General features: G+C 51.9%; 20 protein-coding genes. 9 read left to right on the plus strand and 11 right to left on the minus strand.

Annotated elements, in window-relative coordinates:
* The first annotated feature begins 253 nt into the window (after nucleotides 1–253).
* From rpsF to rplI, 4 genes are read left to right on the plus strand one after another with little or no spacing between them, the layout of a single operon-like run.
* Nucleotides 254–649, plus strand: a complete 396-nt coding sequence (gene rpsF / locus BSPA111_RS18230) for a 30S ribosomal protein S6 (protein ID WP_183272558.1) — start codon at nucleotides 254–256, stop codon at nucleotides 647–649.
* Between the two features lie 6 nt (nucleotides 650–655).
* The gene (priB, locus tag BSPA111_RS18235) at nucleotides 656–973 is read left to right on the plus strand and encodes a primosomal replication protein N (RefSeq protein ID WP_183272559.1); all 318 of its coding nucleotides are present in this window, start codon (nucleotides 656–658) and stop codon (nucleotides 971–973) included.
* Between the two features lie 4 nt (nucleotides 974–977).
* Nucleotides 978–1,205, plus strand: a complete 228-nt coding sequence (rpsR, locus tag BSPA111_RS18240; RefSeq protein WP_000135199.1) for a 30S ribosomal protein S18 — start codon at nucleotides 978–980, stop codon at nucleotides 1,203–1,205.
* Between the two features lie 41 nt (nucleotides 1,206–1,246).
* A complete protein-coding gene (gene rplI, locus BSPA111_RS18245; RefSeq protein ID WP_064515713.1) occupies nucleotides 1,247–1,699 on the plus strand; it encodes a 50S ribosomal protein L9 in 453 nt (150 codons plus the stop codon).
* A 95-nt stretch (nucleotides 1,700–1,794) separates the two neighbouring features.
* Here rplI and BSPA111_RS18250 read toward each other — a convergent pair whose 3' ends face one another.
* Nucleotides 1,795–2,400, minus strand: coding sequence for an OapA family protein (locus BSPA111_RS18250; protein ID WP_183272560.1), 606 nt, complete (start codon nucleotides 2,398–2,400; stop codon nucleotides 1,795–1,797).
* Between the two features lie 260 nt (nucleotides 2,401–2,660).
* Here BSPA111_RS18250 and fklB point away from each other — a divergent pair, with 260 nt between their 5' ends.
* Nucleotides 2,661–3,281, plus strand: a complete 621-nt coding sequence (fklB, locus tag BSPA111_RS18255) for an FKBP-type peptidyl-prolyl cis-trans isomerase (RefSeq protein ID WP_183272561.1) — start codon at nucleotides 2,661–2,663, stop codon at nucleotides 3,279–3,281.
* Between the two features lie 295 nt (nucleotides 3,282–3,576).
* Nucleotides 3,577–4,989, plus strand: a complete 1,413-nt coding sequence (gene cycA, locus BSPA111_RS18260; protein ID WP_183272562.1) for a D-serine/D-alanine/glycine transporter — start codon at nucleotides 3,577–3,579, stop codon at nucleotides 4,987–4,989.
* Nucleotides 4,990–5,091: 102 nt separating this feature from the next.
* On the opposite strand, the gene ytfE is transcribed toward cycA, so the two are convergent.
* From ytfE to BSPA111_RS18280, 4 genes are all read right to left on the minus strand, one after another.
* A complete protein-coding gene (gene ytfE, locus BSPA111_RS18265) occupies nucleotides 5,092–5,754 on the minus strand; it encodes an iron-sulfur cluster repair protein YtfE (RefSeq protein WP_183272563.1) in 663 nt (220 codons plus the stop codon).
* An 84-nt stretch (nucleotides 5,755–5,838) separates the two neighbouring features.
* Complete coding sequence (locus BSPA111_RS18270) at nucleotides 5,839–6,813, minus strand: DMT family transporter (protein WP_183272564.1); 975 nt, start codon at nucleotides 6,811–6,813, stop codon at nucleotides 5,839–5,841.
* Nucleotides 6,814–6,893: 80 nt separating this feature from the next.
* Entirely contained in the window at nucleotides 6,894–7,718 is an 825-nt protein-coding gene (locus BSPA111_RS18275) for an AraC family transcriptional regulator (protein ID WP_183272565.1), read from the minus strand.
* A gap of 65 nt (nucleotides 7,719–7,783) precedes the next feature.
* Nucleotides 7,784–8,632: an SDR family oxidoreductase gene (locus BSPA111_RS18280; RefSeq protein ID WP_183272566.1), complete on the minus strand. Its 849-nt coding sequence runs from the start codon at nucleotides 8,630–8,632 to the stop codon at nucleotides 7,784–7,786.
* A gap of 91 nt (nucleotides 8,633–8,723) precedes the next feature.
* Here BSPA111_RS18280 and BSPA111_RS18285 point away from each other — a divergent pair, with 91 nt between their 5' ends.
* Nucleotides 8,724–9,119, plus strand: a complete 396-nt coding sequence (locus BSPA111_RS18285; protein ID WP_373925642.1) for a winged helix-turn-helix transcriptional regulator — start codon at nucleotides 8,724–8,726, stop codon at nucleotides 9,117–9,119.
* A 58-nt stretch (nucleotides 9,120–9,177) separates the two neighbouring features.
* Here the strand turns inward: BSPA111_RS18285 and BSPA111_RS18290 are convergent, their stop codons facing one another.
* Entirely contained in the window at nucleotides 9,178–11,109 is a 1,932-nt protein-coding gene (locus BSPA111_RS18290) for a bifunctional 2',3'-cyclic-nucleotide 2'-phosphodiesterase/3'-nucleotidase (RefSeq protein ID WP_183272568.1), read from the minus strand.
* Between the two features lie 202 nt (nucleotides 11,110–11,311).
* Here BSPA111_RS18290 and cysQ point away from each other — a divergent pair, with 202 nt between their 5' ends.
* Entirely contained in the window at nucleotides 11,312–12,052 is a 741-nt protein-coding gene (gene cysQ, locus BSPA111_RS18295) for a 3'(2'),5'-bisphosphate nucleotidase CysQ (RefSeq protein WP_183272569.1), read from the plus strand.
* A 4-nt stretch (nucleotides 12,053–12,056) separates the two neighbouring features.
* Here cysQ and BSPA111_RS18300 read toward each other — a convergent pair whose 3' ends face one another.
* Complete coding sequence (locus BSPA111_RS18300; RefSeq protein ID WP_183272570.1) at nucleotides 12,057–12,614, minus strand: YtfJ family protein; 558 nt, start codon at nucleotides 12,612–12,614, stop codon at nucleotides 12,057–12,059.
* Between the two features lie 338 nt (nucleotides 12,615–12,952).
* Between BSPA111_RS18300 and BSPA111_RS18305 the strand changes: the two genes are divergently transcribed.
* Nucleotides 12,953–13,159 carry a DUF1107 domain-containing protein gene (locus BSPA111_RS18305; protein WP_121266826.1) on the plus strand — a complete coding sequence of 69 codons (207 nt, stop codon included), beginning with the start codon at nucleotides 12,953–12,955 and terminating at the stop codon, nucleotides 13,157–13,159.
* A 191-nt stretch (nucleotides 13,160–13,350) separates the two neighbouring features.
* On the opposite strand, the gene allS is transcribed toward BSPA111_RS18305, so the two are convergent.
* The 4 genes from allS to fdrA are packed head-to-tail and all read right to left on the minus strand — an operon-like array spanning nucleotide 13,351 to nucleotide 18,101.
* Nucleotides 13,351–14,289 (minus strand): HTH-type transcriptional activator AllS, encoded by a 939-nt coding sequence (allS, locus tag BSPA111_RS18310; protein ID WP_183272571.1) that lies wholly within the window; start codon nucleotides 14,287–14,289, stop codon nucleotides 13,351–13,353.
* Between the two features lie 4 nt (nucleotides 14,290–14,293).
* The gene (locus BSPA111_RS18315; protein WP_183272572.1) at nucleotides 14,294–15,112 is read right to left on the minus strand and encodes a DUF2877 domain-containing protein; all 819 of its coding nucleotides are present in this window, start codon (nucleotides 15,110–15,112) and stop codon (nucleotides 14,294–14,296) included.
* A gap of 45 nt (nucleotides 15,113–15,157) precedes the next feature.
* A complete protein-coding gene (locus tag BSPA111_RS18320) occupies nucleotides 15,158–16,420 on the minus strand; it encodes a DUF1116 domain-containing protein (RefSeq protein WP_183272573.1) in 1,263 nt (420 codons plus the stop codon).
* Between the two features lie 13 nt (nucleotides 16,421–16,433).
* On the minus strand, nucleotides 16,434–18,101 hold the full coding sequence (fdrA, locus tag BSPA111_RS18325; RefSeq protein ID WP_183272574.1) for an acyl-CoA synthetase FdrA: 1,668 nt from the start codon (nucleotides 18,099–18,101) through the stop codon (nucleotides 16,434–16,436).
* Between the last annotated feature and the right edge of the window lie 11 nt (nucleotides 18,102–18,112).

An 18,112-nucleotide genomic window follows, 5' to 3' on the forward strand; every position in this document is an offset into this window, starting at 1 on the left:
GACCATTTCTGATGGTGTTGGTCAAAAATTTTAAGTGATCCACGTCAAAGTTATAGATTTCACCGGGTTAGTACGCTGTTCGAATTTTATCCTTCATGCAAAAGAATTAATTTCTCTGTGGCCTTGAGTTTATTGGGCTGCGCTTGTATGATTACGCGTCAATTTTTCAGCCGCCTTTATAAACACGTTCCTTGCTTCCATGGGCCGCGGCTGACCCTGACAGGAGGCTGAATAATCCGTAAGGAGCAATTCGATGCGTCATTACGAAATCGTTTTTATGGTCCATCCTGACCAGAGCGAACAGGTTCCGGGTATGATCGAACGTTACACTGGTGCAATCACTGCAGCAGAAGGTACGATCCACCGTCTGGAAGACTGGGGCCGCCGTCAACTGGCTTACCCGATCAACAAACTGCACAAAGCACACTACGTTCTGCTGAACGTTGAAGCTCCGCAGGAAGTGATCGATGAGCTGGAAACTAACTTCCGCTTCAACGACGCCGTTATCCGTAGCATGGTTATGCGCGTTAAAAACGCGGTAACTGAAGCATCTCCAATGGTTAAAGCTAAAGACGAACGTCGTGATCGTCGCGATGATTTCGCTAGCGAAACTGCTGATGATGCAGATGCTGGGGATTCTGAAGAGTAATTTCCAATGACGGCCAACCGCCTGGTGTTGTCTGGCACAGTGTGCAAGACGCCCCTTCGCAAGGTCAGCCCGTCAGGAATTCCTCATTGCCAGTTCGTGCTTGAGCACCGTTCTGTGCAAGAGGAAGCCGGTTTAGGTCGGCAGGCGTGGTGCCGTATGCCAGTTATTATTAGCGGGCACGCACACTCAGCCATTACTCAAAGTATAACGGTCGGCACGGTACTCACGGTTCACGGTTTCATTAGTTGCCATCAGGCAAAAAATGGTCTGAACAAAGTGGTATTGCATGCCGAGCAGATTGAATTGATAGATACTGGAGACTAGCCATATGGCACGTTATTTCCGTCGTCGCAAGTTCTGCCGTTTCACAGCGGAAGGCGTTCAAGAGATCGATTATAAAGATATCGCAACGCTGAAAAACTACATCACCGAAAGCGGTAAGATTGTCCCAAGCCGTATCACCGGTACCCGTGCAAAATATCAGCGTCAGCTGGCTCGCGCTATCAAACGCGCTCGCTACCTGTCCCTGCTGCCGTACACTGATCGTCATCAGTAATCGGTCACGGTCCATTAATACGACTTTGAGAGGATAAGGTAATGCAAGTTATTCTGCTTGATAAAGTAGCAAACCTGGGTAGCCTGGGTGATCAGGTTAACGTTAAAGCGGGTTATGCTCGTAACTTCCTGGTACCACAGGGCAAAGCTGTTCCTGCTACCAAGAAAAACGTTGAATTCTTCGAAGCACGCCGTGCAGAACTGGAAGCTAAATTAGCTGACGTTCTGGCTGCTGCTGAAGCTCGCGCTGCGAAGATCAACGCACTCGAAACTGTTACTATCGCGTCTAAAGCTGGCGACGAAGGTAAACTGTTCGGTTCCATCGGTACTCGCGACATCGCTGACGCTGTAACTGCAGCTGGCGTTGAAGTGGCTAAGAGCGAAGTTCGTTTACCGAACGGCGTTCTGCGTACCGCTGGTGAGCACGAAGTGGACTTCCAGGTTCACAGCGAAGTATTCGCTAAACTGATTGTAAACGTAGTTGCTGAAGCGTAATTTTCGCTAAGGTACACGTTAAAACGCCGGCCTCGTGCCGGCGTTTTGCATTCTTAAGCCGCCTGGCTGCAACTCGAATGACTTAGAGCAAAAAATCAGCGAGCCCGCGTGAAACTGCCATCCGGTTGGCGTGTAAACAGTACCTGCTGATCGTTTCCGATATCTATAGTGAGCCCCGTCACCACGCCATTCGCATTCTGGCGAATCTGTACCATTTGCCCGGTTTGCAACGTACTCAGCGGCTTATTGCTACCTTCGACCTGTGCCATTGAATAAACATCAGCTGGCGGTAAATTATGATCGCGGAAGAGTTGCGCCATGGTTTGCCCGGACTCAACACGGTATGAACGCCATTGCTGGTCAATATCGTTATTGGCATGAGGAACCGGAGCTTGTGTATCAGCCTGCGGCTGTTCTTCAACGCGTGAAGGTTCGACAGGCGTGGCAGGCGCCGTATTAACCGGCGGATTTACCAGTTCGGCATGTATCGGGGATTGTGATTCAATAGATAGCTGTGCATCACGCGTGACTGGACGGAGTGGCTCATCAGGCGTTGGCCACAGGAAACCAACCACGACGACCAGTGCCGCAATAATAATGCCACGGCGATGCAGAACCGGCAGGGGGTCCATCAGGCGGATGTGATCGGGTGCGTGCCAAATCCGCGCAAGCCAAGGTTTAACAGCGAATCGCATCAGCAACACTCCTCATATTCACACAATATGCTCTGTAATTTACCCTTTCCATTATAGAACGCTAACTATTTGATGCATTGAACAATCCCGGTTTATGTGACGTTCTACCCGTCGCTGTCTCGAACACGCAACCGCCATTTAGCGCTCATTCAAACCATTGTTCCTGTTTCACCTGCATTTGTCACCTTTGCCGTTTTTGCATTTTACCCGATAGATTGACGCTGCTATGCTGCGGGCTTGCTTTTAAACACATGAAAGGAAAACCCATGACGACCCCTTCTTTTGACAGCGTCGAAGCGCAAGCAAGTTACGGTATTGGTTTACAGGTAGGTCAACAACTCAGTGAATCTGGTCTGCAAGGTCTGCTGCCAGAAGCGCTGGTCGCTGGTCTGCGTGATGCGCTGGAAGGGAATGCTCCGGCAGTTCCAGTTGACGTGGTTCATCGCGCACTGCGTGAAGTCCACGAGCGCGCTGATGCCGTTCGCCAGGAACGCCAGAAAGAAATGGCTGTTGAAGGTCAGAAATATCTGCAAGAAAACAGCAGCAAAGAAGGCGTGAGCAGCACCGAATCTGGTCTGCAATTCCGCGTTCTGACTCAGGGCACTGGCCCAATCCCGGCACGTAAAGATCACGTTCGCGTGCATTACACCGGTAAATTGATTGATGGCACCGTGTTCGACAGCTCCGTACAACGTGGCGAACCTGCTGAATTCCCGGTAAGCGGCGTTATTGCGGGTTGGATCGAAGCTCTGACTCTGATGCCAGTTGGCTCAAAGTGGGAACTGACTATTCCTCATAACCTGGCTTATGGTGAGCGTGGCGCAGGCGCGTCCATTCCTCCATACAGCACTTTGGTTTTTGAAGTTGAACTGCTGGAAATTCTGTAAGCGTTCAAATGACCCCGCTGCGGCGGGGTTTTTATTTGTCTGTTAACAAAATTAGCGTGATTTAATCTGGCTTGCGCCTTAATTCTGGGTGTTTTTGTGAAGTATTTCTCGTTATGAAAGCGATTTCACACTCATTTCAAACAATAAATTAACAATAATCTTCGCTATTAGTATTCATCCCCTAAATATTTACCTACTATCTTTGCGTTCCCCGGAACAACATCACTTCTCTACAATTTTTATAAAGGCCAGAAGAGCCTGAACACAACACAGACAGGTACAGGAAAAATACAATATGGTAGATCAGATAAAAGTAGCTGACGTAGCTGAAGCTCCGGCTGAACAGTCGCTACGGCGCAATTTAACTAACCGTCACATCCAGCTTATTGCCATTGGTGGTGCAATCGGAACCGGCCTGTTCATGGGGTCGGGTAAGACGATTAGCCTCGCAGGACCTTCCATCATCTTCGTTTACATGATCATTGGCTTCATGCTGTTCTTCGTGATGCGAGCGATGGGCGAGCTGCTGTTATCGAATCTCGAATACAAGTCATTTAGTGATTTTGCGGCGGATTTACTTGGCCCGTGGGCGGGATATTTTACCGGCTGGACGTACTGGTTCTGCTGGGTAGTCACCGGTATGGCCGACGTGGTGGCGATAACCTCCTACGCGCAATTCTGGTTCCCCGGCCTTTCGGATTGGGTGGCATCGCTTGCCGTCATCGTGGTGCTGTTAAGCCTGAACCTTGCCACCGTGAAGATGTTCGGTGAGATGGAGTTTTGGTTTGCGATGATCAAAATCGTCGCCATCGTCGGTTTGATTGTTATCGGCCTGGTGATGATTTTGACGAACTTCCATTCGCCGTCTGGCGTTGAAGCTTCCCTCAACAATCTGTGGAACGATGGCGGCTGGTTCCCGAAAGGTCTTAGCGGTTTCTTCGCGGGCTTCCAGATAGCAGTGTTTGCGTTTGTGGGTGTTGAGCTGGTGGGGACGACTGCCGCCGAAACGAAAGACCCGGAAAAATCGCTGCCACGCGCCATCAACTCGATTCCGATTCGTATCATCATGTTCTACGTTTTCGCGCTGGTCGTGATTATGTCGGTGACGCCGTGGCGTTCCGTGGTGGCGGATAAGAGCCCGTTCGTTGAATTGTTCGTGCTGGTGGGCCTGCCTGCTGCCGCGAGTATCATCAACTTTGTGGTGCTGACTTCCGCAGCTTCTTCAGCTAACAGTGGCGTGTTCTCGACCAGCCGTATGTTGTTCGGCCTGGCACAAGATGGCGCTGCGCCAAAAGCGTTTGGCAAACTGTCTAAGAATGCGGTTCCGGCGAAGGGTTTAACCTTCTCCTGCATCTGCCTGCTGGGCGGCGTGGTGATGCTTTATGTTAATCCGGACGTGATTACCGCCTTCACTATGATCACTACCGTGTCGGCGATTCTGTTCATGTTCGTCTGGACGATTATTCTGTGTTCGTACCTGGTGTACCGCAAACAGCGTCCAGAATTGCATCAGAAATCCATCTACAAAATGCCGCTCGGCAAGTTCATGTGTTGGGTTTGTATGGCGTTCTTCGTGTTTGTGATTGTGCTGCTAACGCTGGAACAAGATACCCGCCAGGCGCTGATCGTGACGCCATTGTGGTTTGTATTGTTGGGTGTGTGCTGGATGTTTATCGGCAAGAAACGCATCGCGGCAATGCGTAAGTAACAGAAAACCCCCCTCTCCCTCAGGGAGAGGGCTGGGTTGAGGGTTGTTTAGACTAAATTCCCCCTCATCCCAACCTTCTCCCACCGGAGAAGGAGATAACGACTATTCTCCAGCTAACGCGCGTGGAAACAGCACGTTATTCTCAAGACTGATGTGATTCATCAAATCATCAATCAGCTCATTAATCCCGTTATACATGGCTTTCCATGTGGTGCAGGCTTCTGGCGGTGGTGTCACGTTATTGGTGGTGTGTTTGATAACGTCCAGCAATTCACCGGCTTCGTCATGCTCGCTTTCCATCACGCTAATTGGGCCATTCGCCTGTGTCCCCATCCCTTGCTTGATCATCGGGAACAGGATTTGTTCTTCTTTCATCATATGGCTGCTCAGTTCCTGATGCAGCATAGTGAGATATTTCGCCAGGCCTTTCGGCACATTCGGTTTATCTGCGTGTACACGCTCAACTTTTGTTGCCTGAAGAATCAGTTCTGGTAGTTGTTCGCGGTGGCGGTCGTGATAGCGCACGATGATGTGGTCGATGATTTCGGCCAACGGTGCGGCACGCCACTCTTTCTCGATAGGCTCTTCAGCAAGGGCAGCGAGTTCAGCTTCAATCGCCTCCAGATCCAACTCTTTACGGGTCGCTGCACGCTCAAGCGTTTGCTTCCCGCCGCAGCAGAAATCGAGATCCAATTTACGGAACAGCGCAGAAGCGCGTGGGATGGTTAAAGCCAGTTCACCTAAAGGTTGGTCGCGGAATGCCATGAGAAGATACCTCGTTGTCGATAATATAAGATGTATATTAAATGCATCTTTAAGTCGGCGCTATGACTATTTCGAGGTAAGGCGTTATTTATCCGTTGTTATAACCACCTCAGCGAGCGTGTTTTTCTGTGGCTTTGTCATCACGGCCATCACCACACCCGCCACCAAACAAACAATGCCCAGCAACGTGAGTAACGGTGGCCAGCTTTGGCGCAACATAAAGGTGTAAGCCAGTCCAGCCAGCGTTTCGAAGACGATTAGCGGGCCAACGATAACAGTCGGCAAACGTTGGCTGGCAATATTCCAGCAAAGCGCACCCAGCCAGGAACAAAATAGTGCAATGGCTAACATAAGGGTTAAAAAGACCTCCGGACGCGGCCCGAAGGGGAGGGTAAAGTCGCTGTGTGTGCGTGACATCCACAGGCAAACCGCGATGTATCCGAGGAATGAGAACGGCAATATAGAAAGCCCTTGCGCCGTCGCCCACATCAGTGGATTTTTATCCGGATTTTCACGTAACCAACGCGCATTTCGTAGCGCATACCACGCCCAGCAAATCACGGAAATAAATGCCAGCCCTATCCCACTAACATAACGCCACCAGCTAAATTCGAGCTCCCCGCTACGCAATTCAGCGGTATTCACCATCACCAGTCCCAGCGCGATAATTACCAGCGCAGGTGCCAGGCGGTGCCACGGGAGTTTTCCATCGCGTTTGCTGTAAAGCAGATTGGCAAACACCGGAATGACAACAGGTAGTGTGCCGATAATCATGGTGGATATCGGGGCTCCGGTGCGCTGAATCGCACTGGCCAGGCACACGTAATAAATGAGATTACCGACGGTGGAGAGTTTAAGCGCCGTGAACCAATCCTCGCGGCACAACTGGCGCAGGCGTTGGCGTCCAAACCAGGCCAAAGGCAGAGCAATGAATCCCAACGCCAGGTAGCGTCCGGTTGATTGCATCGCGGCAGGGTAGTCAGGAACAATCAGTGGCCCGACAAAAATCAGCCCCCACATCAACCCCGCAAGCAGGGCGTACAGTACACCAGTTAACATTTTCTTGTTTTTCCACTTAACTCTTTGCGTAGAGTGTAGGTGTGATGAGACTAAAAATATTGTACCAGCTTGCGGTGTATCTAACGGGCGACCTGTTTTTGGTAACGCACAGGTGTGATGCCATAACGCTGGGAAAAGGCGCGTGTAAGGTGAGCCTGGTCAGTTAATCCGCTGGCAGCAGCCACTTGCGCGGCAGGCATACCGCTCGTCAGAAACTGTTTTGCACGCCACAGGCGAATCGCCATCAACATCTGATGCGGCGTAACGTGGAAATGCGCTTTAAACATGCGTTGAAAGTGGTAAGGACTCAGCGAAACGACAGCGGCAAGTTCCTCGAGTGTCACCGGATGCATATAGTTATCGTGAAGATAGTCCCGAATTTGCTCAAAACGATGCGGCGAACCAGGGGAGCCAGATGGGAGATGACGTGCGTACGGTTGAAACGTTTCGATGAGATTGAGTAGCAGGCCTTGCTGCGCCAGCGAATCACTCTCGCGCCATAGTCCATTAATCAGGTGTGAAATGTGCCCCGCGCGCAGCGGATCGTGATTGACCACTTCGCTAAACGACCAGTTGCGTGAACCCGTCACCGCCTCAAGAATTTCCGGCTCGAGGTAAATCATGCGGTACTGCCAGCCGTCTTCGGTTGCCGCTTCTCCTGTGTGGAGTTCGTCGGGGTTCATTAATACTAAAGAGTCGGTAGCGGCGACATGCTGGACGCCACGATAGCGAAAACGCTCAGCACCCCATGTCACGGTCCCAATACCAAACGCTTCGTGGGTGTGAGGCTCAAAAGCGTAACGCGAAATATGAGCATGATACAGCTCAACGCCGGGCAACTGCGGCAAATGCCGAAATTGGGCGCTGTCTTTCTTATCGTGGAACTGCTCAGGAACACCTTGCACGTTTCACTCTCCGCTCGGACATCCCTGTAGTATAGGGATGTCCTGGTTTAACGGAAAGTTAACAATTACAGTGCAGCGCGAATGCTTTCTTCGAGCGTGGTGGTTGGGCGGCCGATCAGTGCGCTGAGCTGGTGGCTGTCATCAAACAGGCCACCTTTAGACGCTCCGACATCGGAGTTTGCTAACAGCGCCGCTAACCCTTCTGGCAAGCCTGCACCCAGCAATGCTGCTTTAAAATCAGCTTCTGGCAGGTTCTGATACACCACAGTTTTGCCACTTTGTTTAGTCAGTTCCGCGGTGAGTTCGGACAGCGTCCAGCCATGGTCGCCTGCCAGCTCGTAAACTTTCCCGCCTTGATTTTCCAACGTGATCACTTTGGCTGCGGCTGCTGCGTAATCCGCGCGGGTTGCCGATGCAATTTTTCCGTTCCCGGCGCTACCAATAAACGCGCCGTGTTGCAGAGCTGGCGGTACGCTGGCGAGATAGTTTTCGGTGTACCAACCGTTGCGCAGCAGCACAAATGGAATGCCCGACTCATTGAGCATTTTCTCTGTCGCAATATGTTCATCTGCCAGGCCCAATGGGGATGAATCCGCATGCAGCAGGCTGGTGTAAGCAATCAGTTTCACGCCCGCTTCTTTCGCGGCTTCGATTACGTTGCGATGCTGAACTGCACGTTGGCCCACTTCGCTTGAAGAGATCAGCAGCAGTTTTTCAACGCCCGCAAGAGCCTGCACCAGCGCGGCTTTATCTTCATAACTGGCAGCACGAACCTGAACGCCACGTTCAGCAAACGGCTTTATTTTTGCTGGGTTACGCACAATAGCCACCAGTTGGTCTGCCGCTACGGTTTTCAATAATTCTTCAACAACGAGTTGGCCCAGTTGGCCGGAAGCACCGGTAATTGCGATCATGGTAAATCTCCTGTGGGGGTTCTGGTTAAGTTGTGTCACACTATCACCAGCACTAACTTTTAGTAAGTACGCACAAAAAGGTAAGTATGAAATGAGTGAAATTGAAAACCGTGTGCCGTCGTTAACTGAGCAAATGCGTAACGGCAATTTGTTCGCTGAACAATGCCCATCGCGAGATGTGCTTAAGCACGTCACCAGTCGCTGGGGCGTATTGATTCTGGTGGCATTGCAGGGCGGGACGCATCGCTTTAGCGACCTGCGCCGCAAAATGGGCGGGGTGAGTGAAAAAATGCTCGCGCAAACGCTGCAGTGGCTGGAGGCGGATGGTTTTGTGAATCGAAAATCGTACCCGGTTGTGCCGCCGCATGTGGAATACAGCCTGACGCCGATGGGTTATGAGGTGAGCGAAAAAGTGGCTGAGCTTGCCGACTGGATTGAAGGGAATTTGCCAAAAGTGATGGCGTCCCGAAGCGAACGGGACGCCTGATAGCCTTCATCTTTCAAGTGGCCGCCTTCCTGCCACTCGAAATCTATTGGCTATTAAATTACTTGCTTAAATCCAGCTGATAAATCGCAAAACCGATTTCATCGGTAGCGACGTTCTTCATCGGATACTGACCTTTATCTTTGATAAACGCGGCGGCTTTGTCACTAGGTGAAGTTTCAAAGCGAATATCTAATGGCTGCTTGCTATGAATCGGAGCCAGGCGCCAGTTGTTATCGGCAGCAGGGTGGATCTCTTTGCTCGCAGTGATCCAGTTTGCCAGCACCGAGCGGTTCTCATCCGGGGAGGCGAACGCGATATGGCTATCGCCCGTACCGGCAAATTTTCCGCCGTAGGCACGATAGTTATTGGTCGCTACCAGGAAGGTCGCATTCGGGTCGATTGGTTTACCTTTAAACGTCAGCTCTTTGATTCGCTCAGCTTTCGGATTCACCATCTGGCATTCGCCGTCGTAGCGAGCCGGTTGCGACACATCAATCTGGTAATCCACGCCGTCGATGACATCGAAGTTATAGGTACGGAAACCGTCCCAGTTAATCAGCGACTGCGGCTTAGTGCTGTTCACATCAATCTGATTAAACTGCCCGGCAGAACACTCCAGCCACTCTTTTACCTCTTTGCCACTGGCTTTCACCACCACCAGAGTGTTTGGATAAAGGTACAAATCAGCTGCGTTGCGGAAGGTTAACTGGCCTTTTTCCACTTCGACAAAACTGGCTGGATCGTTTTTACGCCCACCGACTTTAAACGGTGCTGCGGCAGAGAGAACCGGCAGATTAGCCAGATCCGGGTCGCCCTGAATGTATTTTTCAACGTAAGCCGTTTGGGCGTTATTCACCACCTGTACGGTTGGGTCGTCCTGCACCAGCGCCAGATAGCTGTACATATTGTCGGATGATTTTCCGATTGGTTTGCTGACAAACTCACGTGTAGCGTCGTGATCGTGCTTCAACACTTTCACCAGTTTTGTATCTTCAGGCACCAGGGCTTTCTTCGCCACGCTATCGTAAATCGGGCGTGCTTCCGCTTTGCTGCTCGTGACTTTCCACGCACCGCTGTCGTTATTCAGCACCAAATCAACCACGCCGAGATGGTCGCCCCACATACCAGGCATCACCGCAGGAATACCGTTGAGGGTGCCTTTCTCAAGATCGACACCTTTAATATTGGCAAAATCTTTACCAGGGAAAACGGCGTGTGCGTGGCCAAACAGAATGGCATCAACGCCCGGAACTTCGCTGAGGTAATAAACCGAGTTTTCCGCCATGGCGTGATACGGGTCGCTGGAAAGGCCAGAGTGGGCGACAACCACCACTAAATCAGCACCTTGCTTACGCATCTCTGGCACATATTGGCGGGCTGTTTCGGTAATATCTTTAACCGTGACCTTGCCTTCCAGGTTGGTTTTATCCCACGTCATAATTTGTGGCGGAACAAATCCGATATAGCCGATGCGCAGCGTCTGTTCTTTGCCGTCTTTATCTTTCACGGCAGTTTCTTTAATCACGTAAGGGGTGAACAGCGGCTTATTGGTTTTGGCGTCAATAACGTTGGCATTCACATACGGGAATTTTGCGCCAGACAGCGCCATCTGCAGGTAATCAAGGCCATAGTTAAACTCGTGATTGCCTAAGTTACCCACCGCGTAATCCAGCGTATTCAGCGCCTTATAAACCGGGTGGATATCGCCTTTTTTCAGGCCCTTTGCCGCCATGTAATCGCCTAGTGGGCTGCCCTGAATCAGGTCTCCGTTATCAACCAGAACGCTGTTTACTGTCTCACCCCGGGCGGCATTAATGAGACTCGCGGTACGCACCAGCCCGAATTTCTCTGTTGGTGTGTCTTTGTAGTAATCGAAATCCATCATATTGCTGTGGAGATCGGTCGTTTCCAGGATACGCAGGTCAACTGTTGCCGCATGAACGCTGGTAGTAACCAGCATGGCAACAACCGTTGCACTAAACTTAATCATGATAAAGGTCCTTTTCTCGAGATAGGCCACAAAAGACTATGTATATAAACGTTGTTGCTTACAAAAATGTGAAGTGTGCCAGAAATGAGAATCGTTAAACCGGAATCGCTTCACAGATAGCGCAACCAGGTGCAATGAGATATAAATAAAACAACAGGTTATTCGCGCGATGCTGCGTGTGAAACACAACATGAGGTGCAGAATGCTAGAAAAAATTTGCCAACTGGCGCGCGAAGCGGGAGCCGCCATTATGGATGTTTACCAGGGTGTGAAACCGCTGGAGGCGACGAAAAAACTGGATGACTCACCCGTGACTGCGGCCGATATTGCGGCTCACACCATTATCCTGAAAGGGCTGCAAGCGCTCACCCCAGAGATACCCGTGCTTTCAGAGGAAGATCCGCAGACGTGGGAAACGCGCCAACATTGGCAGCGCTACTGGCTGGTAGACCCGCTGGATGGTACTAAAGAGTTCCTGAAACGTAACGGGGAATTCACCGTCAATATCGCCCTGATTGAGCAGGGGAAAGCGGTGTTGGGCGTGGTGTATGCGCCGGTTCTAAACGTGATGTATAGCGCGGCTGAAGGTAAAGCCTGGAAAGAGGAAAATGGCACACGTAACCAAATCCATGTGCGCGATGCACGCCCGCCGTTGGTGGTGATTAGCCGATCGCACGGCGATGACGAACTCAAAGAGTATCTTCATCAACTGGGTGAACACCAGACAACGTCTATCGGTTCATCGTTGAAGTTCTGTCTGGTGGCTGAAGGGCAGGCGCAGCTTTATCCGCGCTTCGGGCCAACCAACATCTGGGATACCGCGGCAGGCCACGCGGTTGCATCAGCAGCAGGTGCGCACGTTCATGACTGGCAGGGTAAGTCTCTTGACTACACCCCGCGCGAGTCATTCTTAAACCCAGGTTTCCGGGTTTCTATTTACTAAGCAACTATTTACTTAGTAATTCGCGCAGCAGGCTCATGACCTGCTGCACTTCTTGCTGCGTCAATGCGCCATCCTTCGCAAACTGCACGCGTCCTTCTTTATCCAGCACCACAATCGCTGAACTGCCGGTTTCGAGCAGCCAGGATTTTTGCGCCACGCCGTTGCTGTCGACGATAAATTGCGACCACGGATACTGAGTCTTATTGTTCTCAAGGCTGCTGCGGACGAACATCCCGGTGCCGACGATGGCATCATCGGTGTTCACAATCGTGGTGGTTTGATAGCGGTCATGGGGGAATTTTGCCGCCTTAATCGCTTCAATCAGCCCCGCATTTTTCTCTTTCGCACTGGAGCGCCCGGCAATATGTTGCACCACTCGCACTTTTCCCACCAACTGCGCACTATTCCAGTTTTTGTAGCTAAACTTATCATTGTCGAGCATCAACTCACCTTTATCCGTAATACCAATAGGTGAGACTCGCTGATTTTTCTCGAAATTATGTGCCGATGCTGCAAGAGGCAACAGCAGCAAGGCAAGCGCAAGGGTTGTGCGTAGGGACATGATGACTCCTTATCTTATTATTGACTAAAAATAGCAGGTGATCCGACCACTCGTCGCGACGTTTTAAGCATATGTGCTGAATAGCTTTCTGTCCCGCAAGAGCAATGCCAGTTTGAGAGATACAACACATATCCCTATTTTTTGAAGGCTTAAACTAAGATTTGTTTACATTTGAAAAGATTATTCTGAGATTTTGTAATAATACCGTAAATAAGATTGTGCAAACTAGGTGTCGATTTGCATATGGACTATAGTTTCCAGGCACCAAATTTTTCGCCTCGTTTTGTCGGACCAAATGTGGAACCGCAGGGGCGTTAACACTGCAGGAGAAAAAAAGAATGAAAATTTTCCAACGGTACAACCCGCTTCAGGTGGCGAAGTACGTGAAAATCCTGTTCCGTGGACGGTTGTACATCAAGGACGTTGGCGCTTTTGAATTTGATAAGGGTAAAATTCTTATTCCAAAAGTGAAAGATAAGCAGCATCTATCTGTTATGTCTGAAGTAAACCGCCAGGTACTGCGTATGCAGGCGGAAATGGCGTAAATACCCGTCATACTTCAAGCCGCAGGTGCGTTGGCTCGCCCTCTCACTCCAGTCACATAATGGATTATGCTCCTGGAGATTCGTGGACTTCGCCGCCATCCTGCAACTCGAATTATTTAGGGTATTAAATTGAAGTATAAAAAACGGCACCCGAGGGTGCCGTTAGTGTTTTTTATTCAACGGAGTCTGGCCTAAGGAATATAGCCTGCAGGCCGGTCAATATTCTCAAGAAAGCCTCGTATCGCCTCATCGTGATGCTGAAAACGCGTCACAATTTCCCGTATCGCTTTACCCGAACCGGCAGATTTCCAGGCCAGCGAAAGCTGCGATGGCTGACGTGCGCGCTCAACCTGCCGGGTGATGAGCTGCCCGCTATCAATCCACGGCTGGCAAATGTTTGCCGGTAAAAAACCAATCCCTAATCCCTTTAGATGACACTCCAGCTTGGTGCTCACATCGGGCACTTTTATCTCTTTTTGCCCAGGCAGCAACCAGGCGACGCGGCGCGTCAGGGTGCGCGACGTATCGTCGATATTAATAGCGGGATAGCGACGCAGCCTGTCTTCGCTGATGACCTTCTCTTCATTAAGCGCAAGCGGGTGATTTGGTGCGATGACAAACAACCATGAGATTTCCCCCAGCGTATGCAAAGAGATATTGTTCGACAGCGATTCAGATCCCGTCACGCCGATGGCAAGGTGGAAATCGTCGTACAGCAGGGCATCCCAGACCCCCATATAAACCTGACGGGAGAGCTGAAATTGGGTGAAAGGAAAATGTTGATGCAGCCAGGCCAGGAATGTTGCCGCCACGTGCGGTTGGTAGAGCAGGTTATTGACCACAATATTCACCTGCGTCTCGACACCCGCGTTGATCTGCTGCAGTTCGTTTGGCATGGCATCCACCCAGCTTAGCCACTGCCGACAGTGCTCCAGCAAATGCTTACCCGCAAGTGTCAGGTTAACGGTTCGCGTGGTGCGCATAAACAATTGCGTGCCGACATGCTCTTCGAGCGTTTTAATCCGGTAGCTTATTGCGGCGGGCGTCTTGTGCAGTACGGCGGCGGCCTGGGAGAAGCTCTCTGTTTCTGCCACCTTAATAAAAGTACGAATCGTTTCATGATCCAGCATAGGCTTACCCTTTTTCAGTCTCTTTCATCCAACGCAAAGCGGTCACAAAGCCGATGAGCGTATCTGCGCCTGAGGTATGTCCATGCGCAAGCAAATGTTTTATGGCAGAACGGCTATCGCGTCCGGTAGCAAGGCTTCGTAGCAGGCGCAGCAAAGGTGTTGAAAATAGCCCTTGTACAGCATTGTCCAGAAAAGTGCAGCTTACGGATGTTGTCAGCAAAAGAAGCTGATCGAAGGGGGGTAAAAAGCGGGAAAAAGTCGGCAATGAATGTAAATGTCCATGACAGAAAAGGGCGGCCATCGCCCCCGTCAGCATATCGTCCCCGGAAGGCGTCAGGCCGGGACCCAAGCCAATCAGGTTGCTCCAGTTAGGTTTACCGCCTGCCTGCCAAAGCGCGATTCCTTCACGCAGGGTGATGAGATGCGGATGGTCCATGCGCTGGTACGCTTCGTTAATCGGGCCGACCAGGCCGGTCTGCACAGTACAAAAACGGAGGTCGGGTAGAGAGAGTTGTTCGTAACTCGAGGTCGAAAGATCTAACGTTCTTCGGGCGCAGAGGTCCAGGCCACCGCCAACCAGACGTTCTCCTTTCACACACAGCAAACTTGTGGCATTGAGCCTTTCGCTCAGCCTTTCAAAATCGTTAGTGCGAAAAACCCATCCGGTGGGACTACAGCCTTTGCCGAAGCGGTGCAACGTCAGCAATTTCTCCTGTGAATCGGTCAGGTTGATGGCCTGGCTAAAGCGGCTGTGCAGCCGATACTCTGCACCCTGAAGCAGAGGGGAGTTGCTGCGGGCGAGGGCCTGAATGGATAAAAGCATAGCCAGTCTCTCAGGGGTGACCATCGTCACCCCAATGGATAACACTTATGCGGTGATATGGTGGGCCTGAGCCAGCGCTTCGAGAGCTTTTTCGAAGCATGGCAAAGGTGCACGTACGGTCCCTGCGCCAACCTGACCCACTCCTGCTTCGCGGTGAGCAATCCCGGTGTTAATTAGTGGCGTAATGCCTGTTTCCACCACGCGGCGGATATCGAGGCCCATACACGCGCCCTTGAAGTTCCAGCTTGGGATTTGCAGCAGCGGGTTGTGGTCGAGATAAATTTCCGTCATCTCTTCCGAGGTTTCCAGTGCGGCTTCCATTCCACCAGCACCGACAAAACGCGTCACGCCAGGTGCAGCAATCATTGCCGCACCGCCAATGCCCAGCGTTTCGGTAATTGCACTGTCGCCGATGTCTGGGTTGGCATCATCCTGGCTATAGCCAGTGAAGAACAGACCCTGCGGCGTGTTCACCGGAGCGGTAAACCAGCGGTCGCCCAGGCCACTGACGCGGATCCCGAAATCACGCCCGTTGCGCGTCATCGCCGTGACAATCGAGCCCGCTTTGATTTGCGCAGCAGCATCCATCACCGCCTTGCTGTACGCCATTGCCAGGTTGAGGAAAAACTGGTCGGTGACGCTCAGGAATTGCATCACTTCTGCCAACTGAGCTTTAGGACGATCCAGTTGTACGATAAACGGTGCCAGAGTACGCATTAACAGCGCGGAAGATGCGATGTTTCGCTGGTGGAACTCGTCCCCCATGGTAATGGCCTGTGCCATTAATGCGGTCAGATCGATTCCGTTATCAATACTGGAAAGCGCTTCCTGCAACACTGGAGCAAGGGTGTCGCGCATCCAGCGCAGGCGTTTTTGCACGTCTTCACCGTAGGCACCGAAGCGCATCACTTTGCCAATACCTTCGTTGAGGTTGCAGCAGGCGTGGTTACCGTGAACAGCATTTTTCACTTCCAGCACCGGCATGTGCGCGGAGGTGATGCCGCCCATCGGGCCGACGGCGCTGACGTGATGGCAAGGGATAAACTCGATTTCGCCGCAAGCGAGCATCGCCTCGGCTTCTTCTTCGCTGCTCGCCCAACCCTCAAACAGCGTGGCTCCGAGGCAGGCGCCACGCATTGGGCCTGTCATGTCAGCCCAGGCAATAGGTGGGCCAGCGTGAAGCAGTTTTTTGCCCTGCGCTAGTTCGGGAATGGCATGGTGTGCCAGGCGAACGCCCGTCCAATGTGGGCGAGCCGCTTTAATGCGTTCGATGATTGCCGCGTTGGCTTCAGAAATAGAAGAATACATAACCGAACCTCTTTTAATTTAATTGTTTTAACAGACTGGCAAGATGCGCGTTGCCACCGGCAACAGGTGCCCATTGATACTGAACAACCGGAACGCCAGTGCTTTGCAAATCCAAAGCAAAGCTGCGTAAACCGATGTTGATAACTTTTGCGCCATCCAAAAGCGCAGGGCGCGGCAGGACCGACGAGGCTGGTTTGCGCGTAATGAGATGGCACGCCAGCAGCAACGCTTCCTCCAGTGTATTCATCACTACAATGTCTGCATTAAGCAGCGCATCGGCCTGTTCGGAGCGGCACTGCGGATCTTTTTCGGTGCCGGTCAGCGTCGCAATGACCACCAAAGGATGTTGTTCGCCACGAGCGCAGCGCACTTTATTGACAGCGTCGACTACCGCCCCTGCTGGGTCGCTACAGGCGCCAAAGCCCAGCACCACATCCAGCAGTAGCACACCGACATCGGTCTTCTTGATGAGCTTTTCGATTTCGATTGAACGGGTGGTTGGGTCAATCATGGGATGCGGACGGCCCAGGGTATAGACGTCGTCCCCAAGGTCGATGATCAGATGACCGCAAGTGTTGAGCATCACGCCGTTGTGATGGTGCGCATCTGTTTCCACCCCGAGCTGTTCGGCCAGCAGCATCGCTGCTTCGGCGGCTAGCGTCCCTCCCGCATACAGGCCAGAGATTTTAGTTCCGGCGACATCCGGTTGGTTTTGCGCCACTTCACTCACGCTTGCCAGCCTGACCGCCAGTTGTGCGGCTTCGGCAAGCGTTGAGGCCAGCCAGACGTTACCCTCATGGCGCTGTTCGATTTTTGCGCCAAGAAACAGTGCCACGACCGGTTTGGCGATAGTCTGCATCGCCGCAATCACCTTCTGGCGCACCGCGGGGGCTGGGGGTTTAGAGACAAACGCCAGCACTTTGCTTTGCTCATCTGCCGTCAGTATTTCCAGGGCGCTAAGGGCGCTGATCCCGCCAATATCAGCACTTAAATCACGGCCACCCAAGCCGATGGCATGGCTGACTCCCTGACCATGCAGCGCGATTTGCGACGCTAGCTCCTGAATACCCGTTCCGGATGCGCCAATAATGCCGATATTGCCTTTTGGCAGGACGTTAGCAAAGGCCAGCGGCGCTCCCGCAATCATCGCCGTCCCGCAGTCCGGCCCCATCACGATCAGACCATTTTCACGAGCCAGTTGCTTGAGTGCGATTTCGTCCGCGACCGGCACGTTATCGGAAAACATCATGACGTTTTTGCCACTGCGTAAACCCTGCTCGGCAACACCTGCCGCGTACTCACCGGCCACAGAAACCAGCAGCAGATTTGCATCAGGCAATTTATCGCAGGCACTCTGCCAACGGCGGGCTTTCGGAAGTCGTTGCCCGCTGCTTGCCGCCAGGGCAATTGCCGTCAGCTCTACATCAAGCTGTTTACTCATCAGCTCGACAATAGTCGGATTTTCAACGTGCGTGCGGACAGCCGCACAGATGTCATTTGGTGTCGCGGCAGCAAAGTCTGGGTGCCAGAACCCTGTCGCTTCCAGCAGGGATTTGTTGGCTGGGGTGCCCATCATGACCGATACCTCATCGACATCGGCAGACTCACTCAGCTTGCGCGAGATGATCATCAGACTCACCGAGTCCTGAAAACTCCCTTTTTTAACAAACGCATAAATCATGGTGATGACCT

It is taken from the genome of Buttiauxella sp. A111, assembly GCF_014189855.1.
GTDB classification, from domain to species: domain Bacteria; phylum Pseudomonadota; class Gammaproteobacteria; order Enterobacterales; family Enterobacteriaceae; genus Buttiauxella; species Buttiauxella selenatireducens.